The following is an 18,385-nucleotide window of genomic DNA, read 5'->3' on the forward strand; positions in this document are numbered from 1 at the left end:
CGGTCAGGACTGGTTGAAGAAACCGTCCTGCGAACGGCCGCCGGACTCCCCGCTGACGATCTCCGTGTCGGCCGGGGTCAGCAGGAAGACCCGGGTCGCGACCCGCTCGATCGAGCCGCGCAGACCGAAGGCGAGACCGGCGGCGAAGTCGACCACGCGCTTGGCGTCGTTCGGCTCCATCGCGGTCAGGTTCACGATCACCGGGACGCCGTCCCGGAACAGCTCGCCGATGCCCCGGGCGTCCCGGAACCCGTCGGGGGAGACGGTCGCGATCCGACGGCCCTGCTCCTGGGCCGTGTCGGTCGCCACCCGCACCCGCGGGTCCGTCACCCAGGCGTCGTTGCTCTCGGCACCGTCGGCGTACTCGTCGTCGTAGTAACGCTCGTCGTTGTCCTCGACGAGTCCCAGCCAGGCACTGGCCTTGCGCACCGATCCCATGGACGCCTCCTTTCGCGCGGTCACTCGTGGTTCCGCAATCCCTATCGTCGTCCATGATGCGGATCGCGCGCCAAGTGGATAGTCGGCGCGCAGGGGATTCGTGACGGTACTGGTGCAGAACGTGAGGGCCGGAATCTGGCGATTCGTCAGGCTTCTTGCGGTATACGGGGCCTGACAGGGGGTCGGACGGAGCCGTGCAACTTAAATGAAGAACGTCGGGCCGGAAGGGTGACGACCGGGGCGTACGGGTGAACGGGACCGGCTGGGTACGATGCCCGACGCAGTCGCGCGGAGCCCCGCGCCGGCCCACGGGGGAGTGTCTTGTTCGGAATCGTCAGGCCCTGCGCGCACCGACTCACCGAAGGTCTGAAGGTCGAGTGGATGGCCCATCTCTGCGGCCTCTGTCTGGCACTTCGGGCCGACCACGGACAGTTCGCCCGCATCGTCACCAACTACGACGGCCTGATCGTCTCGGTGCTGACGGAGGCTCAGACCGGGCGCACCGAGGCCGGCCGGCGCACCGCCGGCCCCTGCCCGCTGCGCGCCCTGCGGACCGCGCCGGTCGCCCGCGGCGAGGGCGCCCGGCTCGCCGCCGCGGTCTCCCTGGTGCTCGCCTCCGCCAAGATCCGCGACCACGTCGCCGACCGGGACGGACTGCTGGCCCGCCGCCCGGTCGCCGCCGCGGCCCGCCGGGTCGCCCGCTCCTGGGACCGGGCCGGTGCCCGCACCGGACGGGAGCTCGGCTTCGACACCGCCGTCCTGGTCGACGCCGTCGACCGGCAGACCGGCCTGGAGGCCCTGGCCGGGCCCGGCACCCCGCTGCTCGTCGTCACCGAACCGACCGAGACCGCCACCGCGGCGGCCTTCGCGCACACCGCGGTGCTCGCCGGGCGCCCCGGCAACGCCGAACCGCTCGCCGAGGCCGGCCGGCTCTTCGGCCGGCTCGCCCACCTCCTGGACGCCGTCGAGGACCAGGCCGCCGACGACGCCGCCGGCGCCTGGAACCCGCTCACCGCGACCGGCACCTCCCGCGAGGAGGCCCGCCGGCTCGCCGACGACGCCCTGCACGGCATACGCCTCGCCCTGAAGGACGCCGAGTTCGCCGACGGACACCTCGCCCACGTGCTCCTCGTCCACGAGCTGCGGGTCTCCGTCGACCGGGCCTTCGCCTCCGCGTCGGGCGCCACGTGCGCGCACGGGCCGGTTCCGGGGCAGCCGCCGCACGTGCCGGTGCCCGGCAACCCGTACGCCGCCCCGGGGACCGGCCCCTGGCAGCCCGGACCGGGCGGGCCCGGCGGCCCCGGGCTGCCGCCGGAGCCGCCGAACCGGCGCGGCACCCTCGCCGGCTGCGCGGTCTGGCTCGGCCTCGCCTGCACCTGCCAGCTGTGCTGCGGCACGTACGAGGACCCGTGGACCCGGCAGCGCCGCGAGGGCCTGTGCAACGACATCGGAGACTGCTGCGACTGCTGTGACTGCTGCAGCAACTGCTCCGACGGGTGCTGCGGTGACGGCTGCTGCTGCGACGGCTGCGGCTGCGACTGCTGAGCCGCGCGACCGCCGGCCCCCGCGGCGACCCCTGCTACTTCTTCGGCGCCGGGATCTCCGGCGGCGAGATCCGCGACGCGGGGATCGCGGAGGCGCTCACGCCCCACTTCCGCAGGATGCGGTCGTAGGTGCCGTCCGCCTTCAGGCCGTTGACCGCGGCCTGGAAGGCGGGCGCCAGCGGCGTGCCCTTCTTGAACGCGAAGCCGACGTCGAGCCGCCGGTACTCGTTCAGGAACTTCGTGCCGGGCTGCTGGGTCACCGCGTAGCGGATGCCGTTGATGGTGCTCATCACCACGTCGCTGCGGCCCTGCTGGAGCGACATCCACACCGCGCCGGGCTCGTTGTAGACGTTCACCTCGTACGCCGGCTTCCCGGCCGCCGCGCAGCGCCCCTTGTTCTGCTCCAGGGTGCGTTCGAAGGTGGTGCCCGCGCCGGTGGCGACCTTCAGACCGCACAGCTGCGACAGGTCGGTCACCGCGGCGAGGGCGCTGTCCGCCCGGGCCGCGAAGCCCTGCCCGTCGTTGACGTAGGTCACGAAGTCGATGGTCTTCCGGCGCTCCTCGGTGACGCCGAAATTGCCGGTGCCCACGTCGTACTTGCCGCTGCCGAGCGCCGGCAGGATCGCCTCGAAGCCGGCCACCTCGCGTTTCACCTCCAGGCCGAGCGCCTTCGCCACGGCGGCGGCGAAGTCGGCGTCCAGACCGACCACCGTGCGCCCGTCGGGCAGATAGGCCGAGCTGGGCGGGCTGCCGACGGAGGCGGCGAGCGTGAAGGAGCCCCGCTCCCGCACGTCGGCGGGTAGCAGCTTCGCCGCGGCCTCGTTCTTGCGTACCCCCGCGACCACGTCCTCGGTCGGCAGCGCCCCCTGGGCCGCGCCGCCCTTCCCGGCCGCGCCGGCCGGTGCGGTCGCCGGGGTGCCCGAGCCGCAGGCGGTGAGGGCGAGCGCGGCGGTGGTGATCAGCGCGAAGGCGACGGCGTTGCGTCGCGGGTGCGAGGTGCTCATGGCGTCGTGGTCTCCAGGTCCAGGTGCTTCTCGAAGGGCAGCGGCCCGATCGACTCGGGATCCGCCGCCAGGTCGAAGAGCGGGCGGTAACCGGCCGCCAGATAGAGGCCCTTGGCCTCGGGCTGGCGCGGTCCGGTGGTGAGGTAGATGCGGGAGTAGCCGCGCTCGGCGGCCTCCCGTTCGAGGACGGTGAGGACCCGGCGGGCCAGGCCGCGGCGGCGGTGCCGGGAGTGGGTCCAGATCCTCTTCAGTTCGGCGGTGCGCTCGTCGTAGCGGCGGTACGCGCCGCCGGCGACGGGCCGTCCCCGCTCCAGGAGCAGCAGGAACGCCCCGTGCGGCGGGGCGAACTCGGCCGCCGGATAGCGGTTCAGGTCCTCCGACGAGCCGTAACGGGTCTCGTACTCGTGGGCCAGCTCGTCCAGGAGCGGGCGTGCCAAGGGGTCGGCGGGCGTGGTCCGGTGCACGGACACGCCGGGCGGCGCGAAGGTCATGACGGTCCTTCAGGACGAAGGCGGGAAAGCCCGGAAGGGCAGGGTGGAGCGAGGGGAGGGGAGGTTCCGGGCACGCACGGGGGCGTGACCGCGTGTGAAGGCGCCGCGGAGGACAGCACGCGGGCAGGGTGCAGCGGGGGGTCGGCTCAACAGGAAGAGGACCACACTCGACCGAAGTCGATGTGGGAGCGCGTGACCAGCCACTGCTGCGGATGCATGGCCCAAGTGGAACAGGCATCCGTTTTCCCGTCAACCGTGATGAGACGTACGGCTCACAGTGCGGACAGCCTTGACAGCGGGCCGTGTTCAGCGCATAGCCTCGAAGGGCGCGGACCGGGCTGAGGGGCCCGATCCGAGCGTCCTCGCGCGTGAAGGCGCACCCCGTGTTCGATCCGTCCCCGGCCCACCGGGCCGTCCTGGCATCCACGGAGCCTTCGCATGTCCGCGACCCTCGCCAAAGCCCCCGCACCCGCTCCGGCCCCGCCGGAACCGGCGCTCCGCATCGTCCCCGCCCGCCGCACCGGCCAGTGGACCGCGGCCGGCGCCGTCGTCCTCCTCGCCGCCCTCGGGCTGTACTCCGTCCTCACCAACCGCGCCTTCCAGTGGGACGTCGTCGCCGCCTACTTCACCTCCACCGCCGTGCTGCGCGGCCTCGGCCTCACGCTCTGGCTCACCGCCGCCGTGATGGCCGCCGGCTTCGCCCTCGGCACCCTGCTCGCCGTGCTGCGGCTCTCCGCCAACCCGGTGCTGCGCGCGGTCAGCTGGGCCTACGTGTGGTTCTTCCGGTCCACGCCGATCCTGGTCCAGCTGCTGTTCTGGTTCAACATCGGCGCGCTCTACCCGACCGTCCTCGGCATCCACACCGTCAACCTGCTCGGCCCGCTGTCCGTCGCCGTCATCGGCCTCACCCTGCACGAGGCCGCCTACGCCGCCGAGGTGGTCCGCGGCGGCATCCTCTCCGTCGACCGCGGCCAGATCGAGGCCGCGCAGTCGCTCGGCCTCGGCCGGCGCCGCCGGTTCACCCGGATCGTGCTGCCGCAGGCCATGCGCTCCATCGTGCCGCCCGCCGGCAACATGCTGATCGGCACCCTCAAGGGCACCTCGATCGTCTCCGTCATCGCCGTGCAGGACCTGCTCTACTCGGTGCAGCTCGTCTACCACCGCACCTACCAGGTCATCCCGCTGCTCCTGGTCGCCACCGTCTGGTACGTCCTGGTCACCTCCGTGCTCAGCGTCGGCCAGCACTACGTCGAGCGGCACTACGGCCGCGGCACGGCGGGTGCCCGATGAGCGCCGCCCCCCGCCCCTCCCTGGTGATCGTCGGCGCAGGACCGCGCGGCACCGGCGTCCTGGAGCGGATCGCCGCCAACCTCCCCGAGCTGTACGGCGACCGGCCCCTGGACCTGCACCTGGTCGACCCGCACCCGCCCGGCCCCGGCCGGGTCTGGCGCACCGCCCAGTCCCCGCTGCTCTGGATGAACTCCCGGGCCGCGGACGTCACCCTCTTCACCGACGAGACCGTCGCCCTCGACGGGCCGGTCCGCCCCGGACCCACCCAGGCCGACTGGGCCGGCACCGACGGAGCCGTCTTCCCCACCCGCCGCCGTCAGGGCGCCTATCTGCGCTGGGCCTACGAACAGGCCCGGGCCGCCCTGCCCGCCACCGTCACCGTGCACGAACACCCCACCACCGCCGTGCGCGTGGAGGGGCCCCGCGACGGACGGCAGCGGGTCTGGCTCGACGGGCGCGCCGCCCCGCTCGCCGCCGACCTCGTCGTGCTCACCCTCGGCCACCTCGACGCCCGGCCCGACGCGGCCCAGCGGGAGCTCGGCGCCTTCGCCGCCCGTCACGGCCTCGTCCACCTGCCGCCCGGCTTCACCGCCGACACCGACCTCTCCGTGCTTCCGGCCGGCGAACCGGTCCTGGTCCGAGGCTTCGGACTCGCCTTCGTCGACCTCATGGTGCTGCTCACCGAGGGCCGCGGCGGCCGGTTCGAGGAGGGGCCCGACGGGCGGCTCGTGTACCGGCCGTCCGGCCGCGAGCCGGTGCTGCACGTGGGCTCGCGCCGGGGCGTCCCGTACCACTCCAAGATCGGATACGAACTCGCCGGCGAGGCCCCGCCGCTGCCGCGCTTCTTCGGACCCGAGCAGATCGCCGCCCTGGAGGCGCGGGCCGAGCCGCCCGTGTTCCGGCGGGACGTCTGGCCGCTGATCGCCAAGGAGCTCGGCTGGGCGCACTACCACCGCCTGTTCACCGCCCACCCCGAGCGCACCGCGCTGCCCTGGGCGGACTTCGCCGAGGCCTACGCGGCCGCCGCGCCGCTCGGTGCCGACCTCGACGCCCTGGTCGCCGCCGCCGTGCCCGACGCGGGCGACCGCTTCGCCCCGGAGGCGATCGACCACCCGCTCGACGGCGTGCGGTTCGCCTCCGCCGAGGCCCTCCAGCACGGGCTGCGGCGGTACGTCACCGAGGACCTCGACCGCCGCCACGACCCCGCGTACAGCCCCGACCTGGCCGTCTTCGGCGCCCTGGTCTCCGTCTACGGACAGCTCGCCCGACTGGCCGACCCGGGCGACCTGGACCACTGGTGGCACGGCTTCTTCAGCTTCCTCGCGTCCGGCCCGCCCGGGCCGCGCCTGCGGCAGCTGCTCGCGCTGTCCGAGGCCGGGATCGTGCGCTTCCTCGGCGCCGGCCTGACCGTCGAGGCCGACGAGGAGCGCGGGGTGTTCCGGGCCGCCTCCACCAGCCTGCCGGGGGAGTGGACCGAGGCCCGCGCCCTGGTCGAGGCCCGGCTCCCCGAGCCGACCGTGCGGGACACCGCGAGCCCGCTGCTGCGCGGCCTGTACGAGGACGGGGCCCGGGCCACCGGGGCCGGGCTGCTCGCCGTCGACCCCGAGGACGGGCGGCTGCTCGGGCGCGACGGACGCCCCCACCCGCGCCGCTTCGCGCTCGGCCCGCACACCACCGCCCGGGGCGGCGGGGCCTTCACCCGGCCCCGTACCGGCGGCGTGGCCCTGGGCCAGAACGACCGCACCGCCCGCACCGCGCTCGCGCTGCTGCGGGAGACGTGGGCACCGGCCTCCTGTCCGGCGCCCGAGGTCGCGCCCGAGTCCGCGCCCGAGCCCCTGAGCGCCTGACCCGGCCCGCGGCCGGCCCCTCCCCGTACCGCCCCTTCCGCCCTCTCCCGAGGTACCGCCATGTCCCTGACCAGTGATCCCCCCGTCTCCGTCGCCCCGCCGTCGAAGGTTTCCGCCGCCACCGGCGACGGCGGCGGGCCGGACGACCCCGGCGCCCTGAAGATCGTGCCCGTGCGGCACCCCTGGCGCTGGGTCGCCGTCGCCGCCACCGCCGTCCTGCTCGCCCAGTTCCTGCACGGACTCGTCACCAACCCCGGCTGGGAGTGGGACGTCTTCGCCCGCTTCTTCACCGCCGAGGCGATCCTCCGGGCCGTCTGGGTCACCCTCCAGCTGACCTTCTACGGCACCGCCCTCGGCTTCGCGCTCGGTATCGTGCTCGCCTTCATGCGCCTGTCCGCGAGCCCCTTCCTGAAGGTCGTCGCCTTCGGCTACATCTGGGCCTTCCGCGCGGTGCCGCTCATCGTGCAGCTGCTGTTCTGGTTCAACCTCGCCTATCTGTACGGGAAGCTGAGCATCGGCATCCCGTTCGGCCCGTCCTTCTGGTCCTTCGACACCATGGGCCTGGTCGGCGCCATGAGCGCGGCCGTGCTCGGGCTCGCCCTCCACCAGGCCGCCTACGCGGCCGAGATCGTCCGCGGCGGCGTCCTCTCCGTGGACGCCGGCCAGCTGGAGGCGGCGGCCGCCCTCGGCATCCCCCGGCTGCGGCAACTGCGCCGGATCGTGCTGCCGCAGGCGATGCGCTCGATCCTGCCCAACGCCGCCAACGAGATCATCGCCCTCTTCAAGGGCACCTCGATCGTCTCCGTGATGGCGATCGGCGAACTCTTCTACCAGGTGCAGGTCGTCTACGGGCGCAACGGGCGGGTCGTCCCGCTCCTCATGGTCGCCACCGCCTGGTACGTCCTGCTCACCACCGCGCTCTCCGTCGTCCAGCACTACGTCGAACGCCACTACGCGAAGGGGAGCACCCGATGAGCTCCACGACCACCGCCCCCGCCCACCCCGCCACCCCCGCCGACCCCGACGCCGACGTCAAGGTCCGGCTGCGCGCCGTCCGCAAGAACTTCGGCCCGCTGGAGGTGCTGCGCGGGATCGACCTGGACGTCCGGCCCGGCGAGGTCACCGTCGTCCTCGGCCCCTCCGGCTCCGGCAAGTCCACCCTGCTGCGCACCATCAACCACCTGGAGAAGGTCGACGGCGGCACGGTCAGCGTCGACGGCACCCTGGTCGGCTACCGCCGCTCCGGAAACCGGCTCTACGAGCTGCGCGAGCGGGAGATCCTCCGGCAGCGCACCCGGATCGGCTTCGTCTTCCAGAACTTCCACCTCTTCCCGCACCTCACCGTCCTGGAGAACATCGTCGAGGCGCCGGTCTCCGCCCTCAAGCGCCCCCGCAAGGAGGCCGAGGCGAGCGCCCGGGCGCTGCTCGACCGGGTCGGCCTCGCCGACAAGGCCGGCGCCTACCCCCGGCAGCTGTCCGGCGGGCAGCAGCAGCGGGTCGCCATCGCCCGCGCGCTCGCCCTCGAACCGGGCCTGCTGCTCTTCGACGAGCCGACCTCCGCGCTCGACCCGGAGCTGGTCGGCGAGGTCCTCGACGTCATCAAGGACCTGGCCGCGGCCGGCACCACGATGATCGTCGTCACCCACGAGATCGGCTTCGCCCGCGAGGTCGCCGACACCGTCGTCTTCATGGACGAGGGACGGATCGTCGAACAGGGCCCGCCCGCCGAGGTCCTGGACGCCCCACGCCACGAACGCACCCGCGCCTTCCTCTCCAAGGTCCTCTGACCCCCCGCCACCTCGCGGGACCCCTCTCCCCTCACCCGAAGGAGCATCACCATGACCACCCGCCGTACCGTCCTCACCGCGCTCGCCGCGTTCTCCGCGCTCGGTCTGCTCACCGCCTGCGGCACCAGCGACGCCGCCACCGACGAGATCAGGCCCCGGGACCAGAAGGGCTCCGGCACCGCGATCAACCTCGGCCCCGAGCAGCACCGGGTGCGCACCGCCAAGGTCGACGCCATCGCCGCCAAGCTCCCCGAGGCCGTCCGCAAGCGCGGCACCCTCAGCCTCGGGGTGTCCACCGGCAGCGCCCCACCGCTCGCCTTCTACGCGACCGACGACAGAACGCTGATCGGCGTCGAGCTGGACATCGCCACCCTGGTGGCCGACACGCTCGGCGTGCAGCCCGAGTTCTCCCCGGTCTCCTGGGAGAACCTGTTCGTCGGCCTGGACAGCGGCAAGTTCGACGGCGTCTTCTCCAACGTGACGGTGACGGAGGAGCGCAAGGAGAAGTACGACTTCGCCACCTACCGCCTGGACGACCTCGCCTTCGAGGCGAAGAAGGGCGCCGGCTGGAAGGTGTCCGGGCCGGCCGACGTGGCCGGAAAGAGCATCGCGGTCAGCTCCGGCACCAACCAGGAGAAGATCCTGGTCGACTGGAGCAGGCAGAACGAGCGGGCCGGCCGCAAGCCGGTCGACATCAAGTACTTCCAGAACCAGACCGACTACTACCTGGCGCTCCAGTCCGGCCGGATCGACGCCTACCTGGGCCCCAACCCGACCGCCGCCTACCACGTGGCCTCGGCCGGACAGACCGAGATCGTCGGCAAGTTCTCCGGCGCCGGCGCCGGGCTCCAGGGCAAGATCGCCGCCACCACGAAGAAGGACAGCGGCCTGGTCGAGGCCTACGCGGCCGCGCTCAACCACGTGGTGCAAAACGGCACCTACGCACAGGTCCTGAAGCGCTGGGGGCTGAGCAGCGAGGCCGTCCCGGCCTCCGAGATCAACCCGCCCGGCCTGCCCCGTACCAAGAACTGACCTGTGGAAGGCTGAACCACCATGAGCACGCACGACACGGCCCGGGGCGCGCAGGGCGCGGATCCCCGGCAGGAGTGGCAGCACTGGCACGAGCAGCGGACGGCGGCGGTCGCCTCCTCCTACGGACCGCTCTCGCTGACCGGAACCTATTGGCTCTCGGACGTCCCCGACGGACGGATTCCGGACGTTCCGGGAGTGTGGCGGGCGGAGGGCGACGAGGTCGTCCTCACCGCGGGCGCCGAGGACGCGATCACGGTCGACGGAGCGCCGTTCACCGGCACGGTGCGGCTGACCGCCGACCACGCCCCGATCCACGAGTCGCGGGTGGCCTCCGCCGGGCGGCGCCTGGTGGTGCTGCGCCGCGAGGGCGAGTGGGCGGTGCGGGACTTCGACCCGGAGTCGCCGGCGCGGCGCGCCTTCACGGGCATCGAGGCCACGCCGTACGAGGAGAAGTGGGTGCGGCCGGGCGTGTTCCGGCCGTACGCCGAGTCCCGCAGCGTCCGGGTGGAGAACGCGGACGGCAAGGAGCGCGGTCTCGGCCTGGCCGGCGAGGTGGTCTTCGACCTCGACGGCACCGACCACAGCCTGCAGGTCGCGATCGAGGACGACGGCTCGCTGTGGGCGGTGTTCGCGGACACCAGCAGCGGCAAGGACAGCTACCGCTTCCGCTTCCTGCGGCCGGCCGCCCCGGCCGCGGACGGCTCGGTGACCGTCGACTTCAACCGGGCGCTGCTGCCGCCGTGCGCCTTCGCGGCGCACTTCATCTGCCCCTTCCCGCCGCCGGGGAACACCCTGGACGCGGAGATCGCGGCGGGGGAGCGGCGGCTCGCCGGGAGCTGATCCCGCCTGTTCCCGACGGTGCGGGCCCGCGCGGACCCGCACCGTCCGGGGCGGCCCCGCGCGGGGTGCGGGGGCGGTGCGGCGCGGGTCCGCGCGCGTAGACGAGGCGTGTGGGCGGTCTTGTGCGTTCCGGTTGGAGGGGCCAGTATCGCTCGCGGTGCATGTCAGGAACACGTCACCTGACGGTGCCTCATGGGCCCGCCACCCACGGGTCTCTCCGCCGTACCCCGAAGGAGAACAGTGAGGACCACGCGCATCCGCCTGCTCGCCGTCGCCGCGGCCGTCGCGGCCGCCACCGCCCTCGGCCTGCCCGGAGCCCAGGCCGCCCCCACCCCCGGACCCGCGAGCGCCGAGGCGCTCGCCCGCGCCGACGCCGCCGTCCTCAAGGCGGACGTCGGCGGCACCGCCTGGTACGTCGACAGAGCCGCCGGCCGGGTCGTCGTCACCGCCGACTCGACGGTCTCCGAGGCGGGCCTCGCGAAGATCCGCCGGGCCGCCGGGGCCGACGCCGCCGCGCTGCGCGTGGAGCGCACCCCCGGTGTCTTCAAGCCCCTGCTCGCCGCCGGCGACGCCATCTACGGCAACGGCTACCGCTGTTCGCTCGGCTTCAACGTGCGCAGCGGCTCCACGTACTACTTCCTCACCGCCGGCCACTGCGGCAACGTCGTGAACACCTGGTACGCCAACTCGGCCCAGTCGACCCTGATCGGCCCCACCGTCGGCTCCAGCTTCCCGGGCAACGACTACGCCCTGGTCCGCTACGACAACGCCTCGCTGAGCCACACCGGCGGCTTCACCGCGGCCGACGCCTACGTGGGCGAGTCCGTGAAGCGCTCCGGCTCCACCACCGGCACCCGCAGCGGCACCGTCACCGGCCTCGACGCGACCGTGCACTACTCCGGCGGCGGCACCGTGCGCGGCATGATCCAGACCAACGTCTGCGCCGAGCCCGGCGATTCGGGCGGTGCCCTCTACGACGGCACCAAGGCGCTCGGCATCACCTCCGGCGGCAGCGGCAACTGCTCGACCGGCGGGACCACGTTCTACCAGCCGGTGCCCGAGGCGCTCGCCAAGTACAGGGTCAGCCTCTACTGACCGTCCGGGCCCGTGCCGAGCTCCACGGGCCCCGTACCGAGCCCTTTCCGCACCCTGCTGGTCGGTCGGAGGCCGCCCGGACCGAGCCGCTCCCACGGCCCGGTTCCGCGCGGCCCGAGACCTCCACGGCGCCGGCCCCCCAAGGCCGCGTCCCACGGGTCCGGCACCCCACGGCGGACCCCCGATTCCCCCCTGGAGGAACGAGAAGTGAGGACCACGCGCACCACCCCCACGAGAAACGCGCGCACCGTCCGGCTGCTCGCCGTCGCGACCGGCCTGGTCGCCGCCGCGGCGATCGCCGTCCCCACCGCCAGCGCCGACTCCGCCGCGTCGGCCGGCACGTTCAGCGCCTCCCAGCTCTCCGCGGCCGGTGACGCCGTGCTCGCGGCCGACGTGGCCGGCACCGCCTGGCGCACCGACGCCGCCACCGGGAAGGTCGTCGTCACCGTCGACTCCACCGTCTCCCAGGCCGAGATCGCCAAGATCAAGAAGCAGGCCGGGGCGAACGCGGGCGCGCTGCGCATCGAGCGCACCAACGGCACCTTCCGCAAGCTGATCTCCGGCGGCGACGCCATCTACGCGAGCAGCTGGCGCTGCTCGCTGGGCTTCAACGTCAAGGACAGCGCCGGGAACTACTACTTCCTCACCGCCGGTCACTGCACCGACGGCGCGGGCACCTGGTGGTCCAACTCCGCCCGCAGCACCGTGCTCGGCAGCACGGCCGGGTCGAGCTTCCCCACCAACGACTACGGGATCGTGCGCTACACCAACAGCTCGATCACCAAGTCCGGCACGGTCGGCAGCGTCGACATCACCAGCGCCGCCAACGCCACCGTCGGCATGTCCGTCACCCGCCGCGGCTCCACCACCGGCATCCACAGCGGCACGGTGACCGGTCTCAACGCCACCGTGAACTACGGCGGCGGCGACATCGTCTACGGCATGATCCAGACCAACGTCTGCGCCGAGCCCGGCGACTCCGGCGGCCCGCTCTACTCCGGCAGCCGCGCCATCGGCCTCACCTCGGGCGGCAGCGGCAACTGCTCCTCGGGCGGCACCACCTTCTTCCAGCCCGTGACGGAAGCGCTGAGCGCGTACGGCGTGAACGTCTACTGAGCCCGCGAGAGTGCCCCCGGCGGACGCGCCGGGGGCACTCCCGTGCCGTCCTACGCCTTCAGGCCCTGACCGCGCCCACCTCGTCGGCGATCGGCTCCGCCGCCGGCTCCCGCTTCAGCGCGGACATCACCAGGGTGACGGCGGTGCCGACCACCGCCCAGGCGGAGAGCACCAGCATCGAGACGGTCATGTCGTTGCCCTTGAAGTACGCGATCGAGCGCGCCGCCCAGGTGCCCGCGCCCGGTGGCAGGGCCGGGCCGATCGCCTTCCAGAACGGCGGCAGCATCGGCAGCGGGAAGGCGCCGCCCGCGCTGGGGTTGCCCGCGACGACGACCAGCAGGATCGCCAGGCCGATGCCGACGATCCCGAAGACGGACTGGAGCGCGAGGGTGGCGGCGCCGACCGCGAAGACCACCAGGGCGCCCAGGCCCCACAGCGCGGCGACGCTGCCGGGCAGCGCGCCCAGGACCGGGCCGACGATGATCGCGCCGCCGAGACCGCCGAGGATCGCGTAGAGCGCGAGCGTCCCGAGCCGGATGATCGCCCGGTGCGGGTTCGCGGGCCGGGAACCGGCGCTGATCGCCAGGATCGCGGCGCAGATGTAGCCGCCGACGCACCAGCCGATGACCAGGTAGAAGGCGGAGAGCCCGTTGAAGTCCTGGGGGGACGAGGGGGCCACGTCGACCGTCCGCAGCTGGCGCTGGTTGCCCGCCTCCAGCCGGGTCAGCATCCCCTCCAGGGTGACCGAGAGCGCCTTGCCGCCGCCGGACGCCACGAGCAGCGTGTCGGTGCGCCCCCGCGGGTCGACGATCAGGGCGCCGTCGATGTCCCGGTTCATGATCTGCTCCCGGGCCGTCGCCGGGTCCGGGACCGTCCGCGCGTCGAGCGGGTCGCCGGGCAGCGCGTCCATGCGGGTCACGAGGGTGCCGGCGACCTGCGGCGGGGCGACCACGCCGAAGGGCACGTCCGTCGGCTTGGGGTGGTGCAGGGCCCCGACGTACGAGGTGATGAACAGCAGCTGGAGGGCGAAGACGCCGACGACCAGCAGGGCGGCGCGGGGGGTGACGGCACTCTTCAGTTCGGCGACGAGACTCATGCCCCCACGCTCTGGGGCCGGGGGCGTTTCCGCAGGTGGGACGGGGCCGTATGGCTGACGGCCCCCGGTTATCGTACGGACGTTCGAAAATGGGCTAGGGTGGGAAGGCGGGGGTGGGAACGTACGTACGATTTTGCTGTGGGAGGTGGGACGGCGCATGCCGGGGTTCACGCATCTGCACACCGCCTCGGGCTTCTCCCTGCGCTACGGCGCCTCGCACCCCGCCCGCCTCGCCGAGCGCGCCGCCGAGCGGGGCATGGACGCCCTCGCCCTGACCGACCGCGACACCGTCGCGGGCACGGTCCGCTTCGCCAAGGCCTGCGAGCGGGAGGGCATCCGCCCGCTCTTCGGCGTGGACCTCGGCTGCGAGCCCTTCCTCGCCCCGGTCCCGCACGAGACCCGGCCCGCCGGTGCCCGCCCGGCCGCCGGCGGGATCAGCTCCGCCCGGCGGATGCCCGTGCGCGGCGGCGCCTTCGTCGACGAGTCCGCGCCCCGCGCCGTCTTCCTCGCCCGCTCCCGCGCCGGCTGGGCCGAGCTCTGCGCACTGGTCAGCGCCGCCCACGCGCACGCGGGGGAAGGGCAGCCCCTGCTGCCCCGCACCGCCCACCCCGGCGCCGGACCGGACGCCGGGCTCTTCGTCCTGCTCGGCCCCGCCTCCGACGTCGGACGCGCCCTCGCCGCCGGCCGGCCCGACCGGGCCGCCCGCCTCCTCGCCCCCTGGCGCGAGCGGTACGGCGACGCCCTCTGCCTGGAGGTCGTGCACCACGGGCGCACCGGCACCGGCCCCGGCTCGCTGCGGCTCGCCGCCCGCACCCTCGGCCTCGCCGCCGAGCAGGGCGTGCGCCCCGTGCTCGGCAACGAGGTGCGCTACGCCGACCCCGGCCAGGGCCCGGTCGCCGACGTGCTCGACGCGGCCCGCCGCCTGGTGCCCGTCGACCCCCGGGGCGGGCTCGACAGCGGCGAGGCCTGGCTCAAGGACGCCGGCACCATGCGGGACGTCGCCGAGCGGGTGGTGGAGGCCGCCGGCTTCCGCCGCGACGCCGCCCACCGGCTCCTGGCGCACACCGAGGACGTCGCCGCGGCCTGCCGGGTCGACCCCGAGGACGACCTCGGCATGGGCTCCGCCCACTTCCCTGAGCCGTACCTGGTCGGCGCCGCGCACCGCACCGCCCAGCGGGTGCTCGCCTCCCGGGCCGCCGCCGGCATGGTCCGCAAGGGGTACGAGAAGCGGCGCGACTACTGGGACCGGATGCACCGCGAGCTCGACGTCATCGCCCACCACGGCTTCGCCAGCTACTTCCTGACGGTCGCCCAGGTCGTCGACGACGTGCGCGGCATGGGCATCCGGGTGGCCGCCCGCGGCTCCGGCGCCGGCTCCCTGGTCAACCACCTCCTCGGCATCGCCCACGCCGACCCGGTCGAGCACGGCCTGCTGATGGAGCGCTTCCTGTCCAAGCGCCGCACCGAGCTGCCCGACATCGACATCGACGTGGAGTCCGCCCGCCGCCTGGAGGTCTACCGGGCGATCCTCGACCGCTTCGGCGCCGAACGGGTCGCCGCCGTCGCCATGCCCGAGACCTACCGGGTCCGCCACGCGGTGCGCGACGTGGGCGCCGCCCTGTCCATGGACCCGGCCGAGATCGACCGGATCGCCAAGGCCTTCCCGCACATCCGCGCCCGGGACGCCCGCGCCGCCCTCGAGGAACTGCCCGAACTGCGCCGGCTCAAGGAGGAGCTGCGCGACCACGAGCGCTTCTGGGAGCTGGTCGAGGCGCTCGACGCGCTGCCCCGCGGCATCGCCATGCACCCGTGCGGGGTGCTCCTCTCGGACGCCTCGCTGCGCGCCCGCACCCCCGTCGTCCCCACCAGCGGGGAGATCCCCGCGGGCCCCGGCGGCCCCGGGCCCTCGCCGATGCCCATGGCGCAGTTCGACAAGGAGGACGTGGAGGACCTCGGGCTGCTCAAGCTCGACGTCCTCGGGGTGCGGATGCAGTCCGCGATGGCGCACGCCGTCGCCGAGGTCGAGCGCGCCACCGGCACCCGGCCGGACATCGACGCGATCCCGCCCGGCGACCCCGACACGTACGCGCTCATCCGCTCCACCGAGACCCTCGGCTGCTTCCAGATCGAGTCCCCGGGCCAGCGCGACCTGGTCGGCCGGCTCCAGCCGGAGAACCTCCACGACCTCGTCGTCGACATCTCGCTCTTCCGGCCCGGACCGGTCGCCGCCGACATGGTCCGCCCGTTCATCGAGGCCCGGCACGGCCGCGCCCCGGTCCGCTACCCGCACCCCGACCTGGCCGAGGCGCTGAAGGAGACCTACGGGGTCGTCGTCTTCCACGAGCAGATCATCAAGATCGTGAGCATCATGACCGGCTGCGGCCGCGACGAGGCCGACCAGGTGCGCCGCGGCCTCTCCCACCCCGACTCGCAGGGCCGGATCAAGCTCTGGTTCGCCGAGCGGGCGAAGCGGCAGGGGTACGCGGACGAGGTCGTCGCCCGCACCTGGGAGATCGTCGAGGCCTTCGGCTCGTACGGCTTCTGCAAGGCGCACGCGGTGGCCTTCGCCGTGCCGACCTACCAGTCGGCCTGGCTCAAGGCGCACCACCCGGCCGCCTTCTACGCCGGGCTGCTCACCCACGACCCCGGCATGTACCCCAAGCGGCTGCTGCTCGCGGACGCCCGGCGGCGCGGGGTGCCCGTGCTGCCGCTCGACGTGAACCGCTCGGCGGCCACCCATCGGATCGAACTGGTGTCCGAGAAGGGGGCAGAGGCCTGGGGCCTCCGGCTCGGGCTCGCCGAGGTCCACGGCATCAGCGAGGCCGAGAGCGCCCGCATCGAGACCGGACAGCCCTACGCTTCCCTGCTCGACTTCTGGGAACGGGCCCGCCCGCGCAAACCCGTCGCCGAACGCCTCGCCCAGGTCGGCGCCCTCGACGCCTTCGGCGCCAACCGCCGCGACCTGCTGCTCCACCTCACCGAACTGCACCGGACCCAGCGCGGCGCCGCCTCCTACGGCGGACAACTGCCGCTCGCCCAGGGCCGCAAGACCGCCCCCGTCGGCCTGCCCGACCTCGACGAGACCGAACGGCTCAGCGCGGAGCTCGGCATCCTCGGCATGGACGCCTCCCGCCACCTCATGGGCGACCACCGGGCCTTCCTGCGCGAGCTCGGCGTGGTCTCCGCCGAGCGGCTGCGCTCCGCCCGGCACGGCCAGACCGTCCTGGTCGCCGGCGCCAAGGCGGCCACCCAGACCCCGCCGATCCGCTCCGGCAAGCGGGTCATCTTCACCACCCTCGACGACGGCACCGGCCTGGTCGACCTCGCCTTCTTCGACGACTCCCACGAGCGCTGCGCCCACACCGTCTTCCACTCCTGGCTGCTGCTGGTCCGCGGCGTGGTGCAGCGCCGCGGCCCGCGCAGCCTCAGCGTGGTCGGCGCCGCCGCCTGGAACCTCGCCGAGCTGGCCGAACTGAGGGAGAGCGGCGGCCTCGCGGCGGTGGGGGAGCGGCTCTCCGAGAGCCCGGCGGAGCCCGCCGCGGAGAGCGGTGACACCGGCCGCCGGATCACCCTGCCCACCGGCTACACGATGAACCCCTGGGCCGACCTCCGGCCGGCCGGGGAAGGCACCGCGACACCGTCGCGGAAGCTGTGGCACAGCAGTCCCGGGAGCGCCGGATGATCCTCTGCGTACGGTTCCGGCTGGAGGCGGCCGGGGAGGCGATGCTCCCCCGGCTGCTCGACCTGCTCGGGGAGTTCACCCCGCTCGTCGAGGCGACCCCGCCCGACGGGGCGCTCGCCGACGTGCGCGGCGCGCTGCGCTACTTCGGCTGGAGCGCGGCCGAACTCGGCTCCGTGATCCGGGTCAGGGCGCTGGCCCTGTACGGCGTCGACTGCGTCATCGGCGCGGGCCCCAACCCGATGCTGGCCCGGATGGCGGCCCGCGAGGCCCGGCCCGGCGTCACCCTGGTCGTCGAGGACCCGGCGGCCTTCCTGTGCGACCGGCCGGTCGTCGCCCTCGACGGCGTCGGCCGGGCCACCGCCCGCACCCTCTGCGGTTACGGCCTGGACTCCGTCGGCCGGGTCGCCGCCGCACCGCTCGCCGTGCTCCAGCGGCTGGTCGGCGCCAAGGCCGGCCGCGAACTGTGGGAACGGGCCCAGGGCATCGACCGCACCCCGGTCGTCCCCGGCGAGGTCTCGCGCTCGGCGGCCGCCGAACGCTCCTTCCCGCACGACGAACTGGACCCCGCCGAGCACCGCAGGGCGCTGCTCTCGCTCACCGAGGAGCTGGGCTCCCGGATGCGCACCGAGCGCCAGGTCTGCCGCTCCCTGACGGTGACCGTCCGCTACGCCGACCGCACCACGTCGAGCCGCACCCGCGCCCTGCGCGAGCCCACCGCCCACTCGGCGGACCTCAGCGCGCTCGCGTACGCGATCCACGCCTCCTTCGGCCTCCAACGCGCCCGGGTCCGGGGCATCGCCCTGCGCGTCGAGGGCCTGGCCCCGGCCGAGTCCGCCGCCCACCAGCTCACCTTCGACCCGGCCGACGACAAGGCCCGCCGCATCGAGGCGGTGGCCGACCGGGCCCGCGCGAAGTACGGGCCGCGGGCGGTGCTGCCGGGCTCGCTGGCGGCCTGAGCGGCCGCGGCCGTACCTCGTGCGGGCCGGCCCGCACGGCTCCGGCGGCGACGCGCGACTTTTTACCGACGCGTAACTTCCCACCGCGGCTACCCGTACGTAACTTGGCGGAAAGCGCATCCCCACTTGTGGTCCGGACCGCAGGGCGTAGCACTCCCTCATTCCCC

The 18,385-nt window shown here is 74.0% G+C and carries 15 protein-coding genes; 11 read left to right on the forward strand and 4 right to left on the reverse strand.

Features of this window, described 5'->3' with window-relative positions; genetic code table 11:
- Positions 1-3: 3 nt before the first annotated feature.
- The gene (locus ACIGW2_RS20945; protein ID WP_356076139.1) at positions 4-438 is read right to left on the reverse strand and encodes a cell division protein SepF; all 435 of its coding nucleotides are present in this window, start codon (positions 436-438) and stop codon (positions 4-6) included.
- A 321-nt stretch (positions 439-759) separates the two neighbouring features.
- Here ACIGW2_RS20945 and ACIGW2_RS20950 point away from each other — a divergent pair, with 321 nt between their 5' ends.
- Positions 760-1,983, forward strand: a complete 1,224-nt coding sequence (locus ACIGW2_RS20950; RefSeq protein WP_391653958.1) for a DUF5685 family protein — start codon at positions 760-762, stop codon at positions 1,981-1,983.
- A 34-nt stretch (positions 1,984-2,017) separates the two neighbouring features.
- On the opposite strand, the gene ACIGW2_RS20955 is transcribed toward ACIGW2_RS20950, so the two are convergent.
- On the reverse strand, positions 2,018-2,986 hold the full coding sequence (locus tag ACIGW2_RS20955; RefSeq protein WP_361580343.1) for an ABC transporter substrate-binding protein: 969 nt from the start codon (positions 2,984-2,986) through the stop codon (positions 2,018-2,020).
- Positions 2,983-3,477 carry a GNAT family N-acetyltransferase gene (locus tag ACIGW2_RS20960; RefSeq protein ID WP_399845025.1) on the reverse strand — a complete coding sequence of 165 codons (495 nt, stop codon included), beginning with the start codon at positions 3,475-3,477 and terminating at the stop codon, positions 2,983-2,985. Before ACIGW2_RS20960 ends, ACIGW2_RS20955 begins: the two co-directional genes overlap by 4 nt.
- 438 nt (positions 3,478-3,915) lie before the next feature.
- Between ACIGW2_RS20960 and ACIGW2_RS20965 the strand changes: the two genes are divergently transcribed.
- From ACIGW2_RS20965 to ACIGW2_RS21000, 8 genes are all read left to right on the forward strand, one after another.
- Positions 3,916-4,767: an amino acid ABC transporter permease gene (locus ACIGW2_RS20965; RefSeq protein ID WP_391653955.1), complete on the forward strand. Its 852-nt coding sequence runs from the start codon at positions 3,916-3,918 to the stop codon at positions 4,765-4,767.
- On the forward strand, positions 4,764-6,614 hold the full coding sequence (locus ACIGW2_RS20970; protein WP_399845028.1) for an FAD/NAD(P)-binding protein: 1,851 nt from the start codon (positions 4,764-4,766) through the stop codon (positions 6,612-6,614). The genes ACIGW2_RS20965 and ACIGW2_RS20970 overlap by 4 nt, the downstream gene beginning before the upstream one ends.
- A 60-nt stretch (positions 6,615-6,674) precedes the next feature.
- Positions 6,675-7,589: an amino acid ABC transporter permease gene (locus ACIGW2_RS20975; protein WP_399845031.1), complete on the forward strand. Its 915-nt coding sequence runs from the start codon at positions 6,675-6,677 to the stop codon at positions 7,587-7,589.
- Positions 7,586-8,401: an amino acid ABC transporter ATP-binding protein gene (locus ACIGW2_RS20980; RefSeq protein ID WP_361580335.1), complete on the forward strand. Its 816-nt coding sequence runs from the start codon at positions 7,586-7,588 to the stop codon at positions 8,399-8,401. The genes ACIGW2_RS20975 and ACIGW2_RS20980 overlap by 4 nt, the downstream gene beginning before the upstream one ends.
- A gap of 51 nt (positions 8,402-8,452) precedes the next feature.
- Positions 8,453-9,433: an ABC transporter substrate-binding protein gene (locus ACIGW2_RS20985; RefSeq protein WP_391653952.1), complete on the forward strand. Its 981-nt coding sequence runs from the start codon at positions 8,453-8,455 to the stop codon at positions 9,431-9,433.
- A 21-nt stretch (positions 9,434-9,454) separates the two neighbouring features.
- Positions 9,455-10,273: a DUF1684 domain-containing protein gene (locus tag ACIGW2_RS20990; protein WP_391653951.1), complete on the forward strand. Its 819-nt coding sequence runs from the start codon at positions 9,455-9,457 to the stop codon at positions 10,271-10,273.
- A 192-nt stretch (positions 10,274-10,465) separates the two neighbouring features.
- Positions 10,466-11,368 carry a S1 family peptidase gene (locus ACIGW2_RS20995; RefSeq protein ID WP_399845035.1) on the forward strand — a complete coding sequence of 301 codons (903 nt, stop codon included), beginning with the start codon at positions 10,466-10,468 and terminating at the stop codon, positions 11,366-11,368.
- 207 nt (positions 11,369-11,575) lie between these two features.
- Positions 11,576-12,484, forward strand: a complete 909-nt coding sequence (locus ACIGW2_RS21000; RefSeq protein ID WP_361580327.1) for a S1 family peptidase — start codon at positions 11,576-11,578, stop codon at positions 12,482-12,484.
- Between the two features lie 58 nt (positions 12,485-12,542).
- On the opposite strand, the gene ACIGW2_RS21005 is transcribed toward ACIGW2_RS21000, so the two are convergent.
- Entirely contained in the window at positions 12,543-13,580 is a 1,038-nt protein-coding gene (locus tag ACIGW2_RS21005; RefSeq protein WP_361580325.1) for a DUF3533 domain-containing protein, read from the reverse strand.
- 157 nt (positions 13,581-13,737) lie between these two features.
- On the opposite strand from ACIGW2_RS21005, the gene ACIGW2_RS21010 reads away from it, so the two are divergent.
- Both ACIGW2_RS21010 and ACIGW2_RS21015 read left to right on the forward strand, forming a co-directional pair.
- The gene (locus ACIGW2_RS21010; protein ID WP_399845038.1) at positions 13,738-17,262 is read left to right on the forward strand and encodes a DNA polymerase III subunit alpha; all 3,525 of its coding nucleotides are present in this window, start codon (positions 13,738-13,740) and stop codon (positions 17,260-17,262) included.
- Positions 17,259-18,218 carry a DNA polymerase thumb domain-containing protein gene (locus tag ACIGW2_RS21015; protein WP_391653980.1) on the forward strand — a complete coding sequence of 320 codons (960 nt, stop codon included), beginning with the start codon at positions 17,259-17,261 and terminating at the stop codon, positions 18,216-18,218. Before ACIGW2_RS21010 ends, ACIGW2_RS21015 begins: the two co-directional genes overlap by 4 nt.
- Positions 18,219-18,385: the final 167 nt, after the last annotated feature.

The organism is Streptomyces sp. NPDC053541 (assembly GCF_044544705.1).
In the GTDB taxonomy this organism is placed as follows: Bacteria; Actinomycetota; Actinomycetes; order Streptomycetales; family Streptomycetaceae; genus Streptomyces.

What these genes read in the sequence shown, in the direction of transcription:
- ACIGW2_RS20945 (WP_356076139.1), bottom strand. Translation starts at nt 438, where the DNA reads ATGGGATCGGTGCGCAAGGCCAGTGCCTGGCTGGGACTCGTCGAGGAC.
- ACIGW2_RS20955 (WP_361580343.1), bottom strand. Translation starts at nt 2,986, where the DNA reads ATGAGCACCTCGCACCCGCGACGCAACGCCGTCGCCTTCGCGCTGATC.
- ACIGW2_RS20960 (WP_399845025.1), bottom strand. Translation starts at nt 3,477, where the DNA reads ATGACCTTCGCGCCGCCCGGCGTGTCCGTGCACCGGACCACGCCCGCC.
- ACIGW2_RS20965 (WP_391653955.1), top strand. Translation starts at nt 3,916, where the DNA reads ATGTCCGCGACCCTCGCCAAAGCCCCCGCACCCGCTCCGGCCCCGCCG.
- ACIGW2_RS20970 (WP_399845028.1), top strand. Translation starts at nt 4,764, where the DNA reads ATGAGCGCCGCCCCCCGCCCCTCCCTGGTGATCGTCGGCGCAGGACCG.
- ACIGW2_RS20975 (WP_399845031.1), top strand. Translation starts at nt 6,675, where the DNA reads ATGTCCCTGACCAGTGATCCCCCCGTCTCCGTCGCCCCGCCGTCGAAG.
- ACIGW2_RS20980 (WP_361580335.1), top strand. Translation starts at nt 7,586, where the DNA reads ATGAGCTCCACGACCACCGCCCCCGCCCACCCCGCCACCCCCGCCGAC.
- ACIGW2_RS20985 (WP_391653952.1), top strand. Translation starts at nt 8,453, where the DNA reads ATGACCACCCGCCGTACCGTCCTCACCGCGCTCGCCGCGTTCTCCGCG.
- ACIGW2_RS20990 (WP_391653951.1), top strand. Translation starts at nt 9,455, where the DNA reads ATGAGCACGCACGACACGGCCCGGGGCGCGCAGGGCGCGGATCCCCGG.
- ACIGW2_RS20995 (WP_399845035.1), top strand. Translation starts at nt 10,466, where the DNA reads ATGGGCCCGCCACCCACGGGTCTCTCCGCCGTACCCCGAAGGAGAACA.
- ACIGW2_RS21005 (WP_361580325.1), bottom strand. Translation starts at nt 13,580, where the DNA reads ATGAGTCTCGTCGCCGAACTGAAGAGTGCCGTCACCCCCCGCGCCGCC.
- ACIGW2_RS21010 (WP_399845038.1), top strand. Translation starts at nt 13,738, where the DNA reads ATGCCGGGGTTCACGCATCTGCACACCGCCTCGGGCTTCTCCCTGCGC.
- ACIGW2_RS21015 (WP_391653980.1), top strand. Translation starts at nt 17,259, where the DNA reads ATGATCCTCTGCGTACGGTTCCGGCTGGAGGCGGCCGGGGAGGCGATG.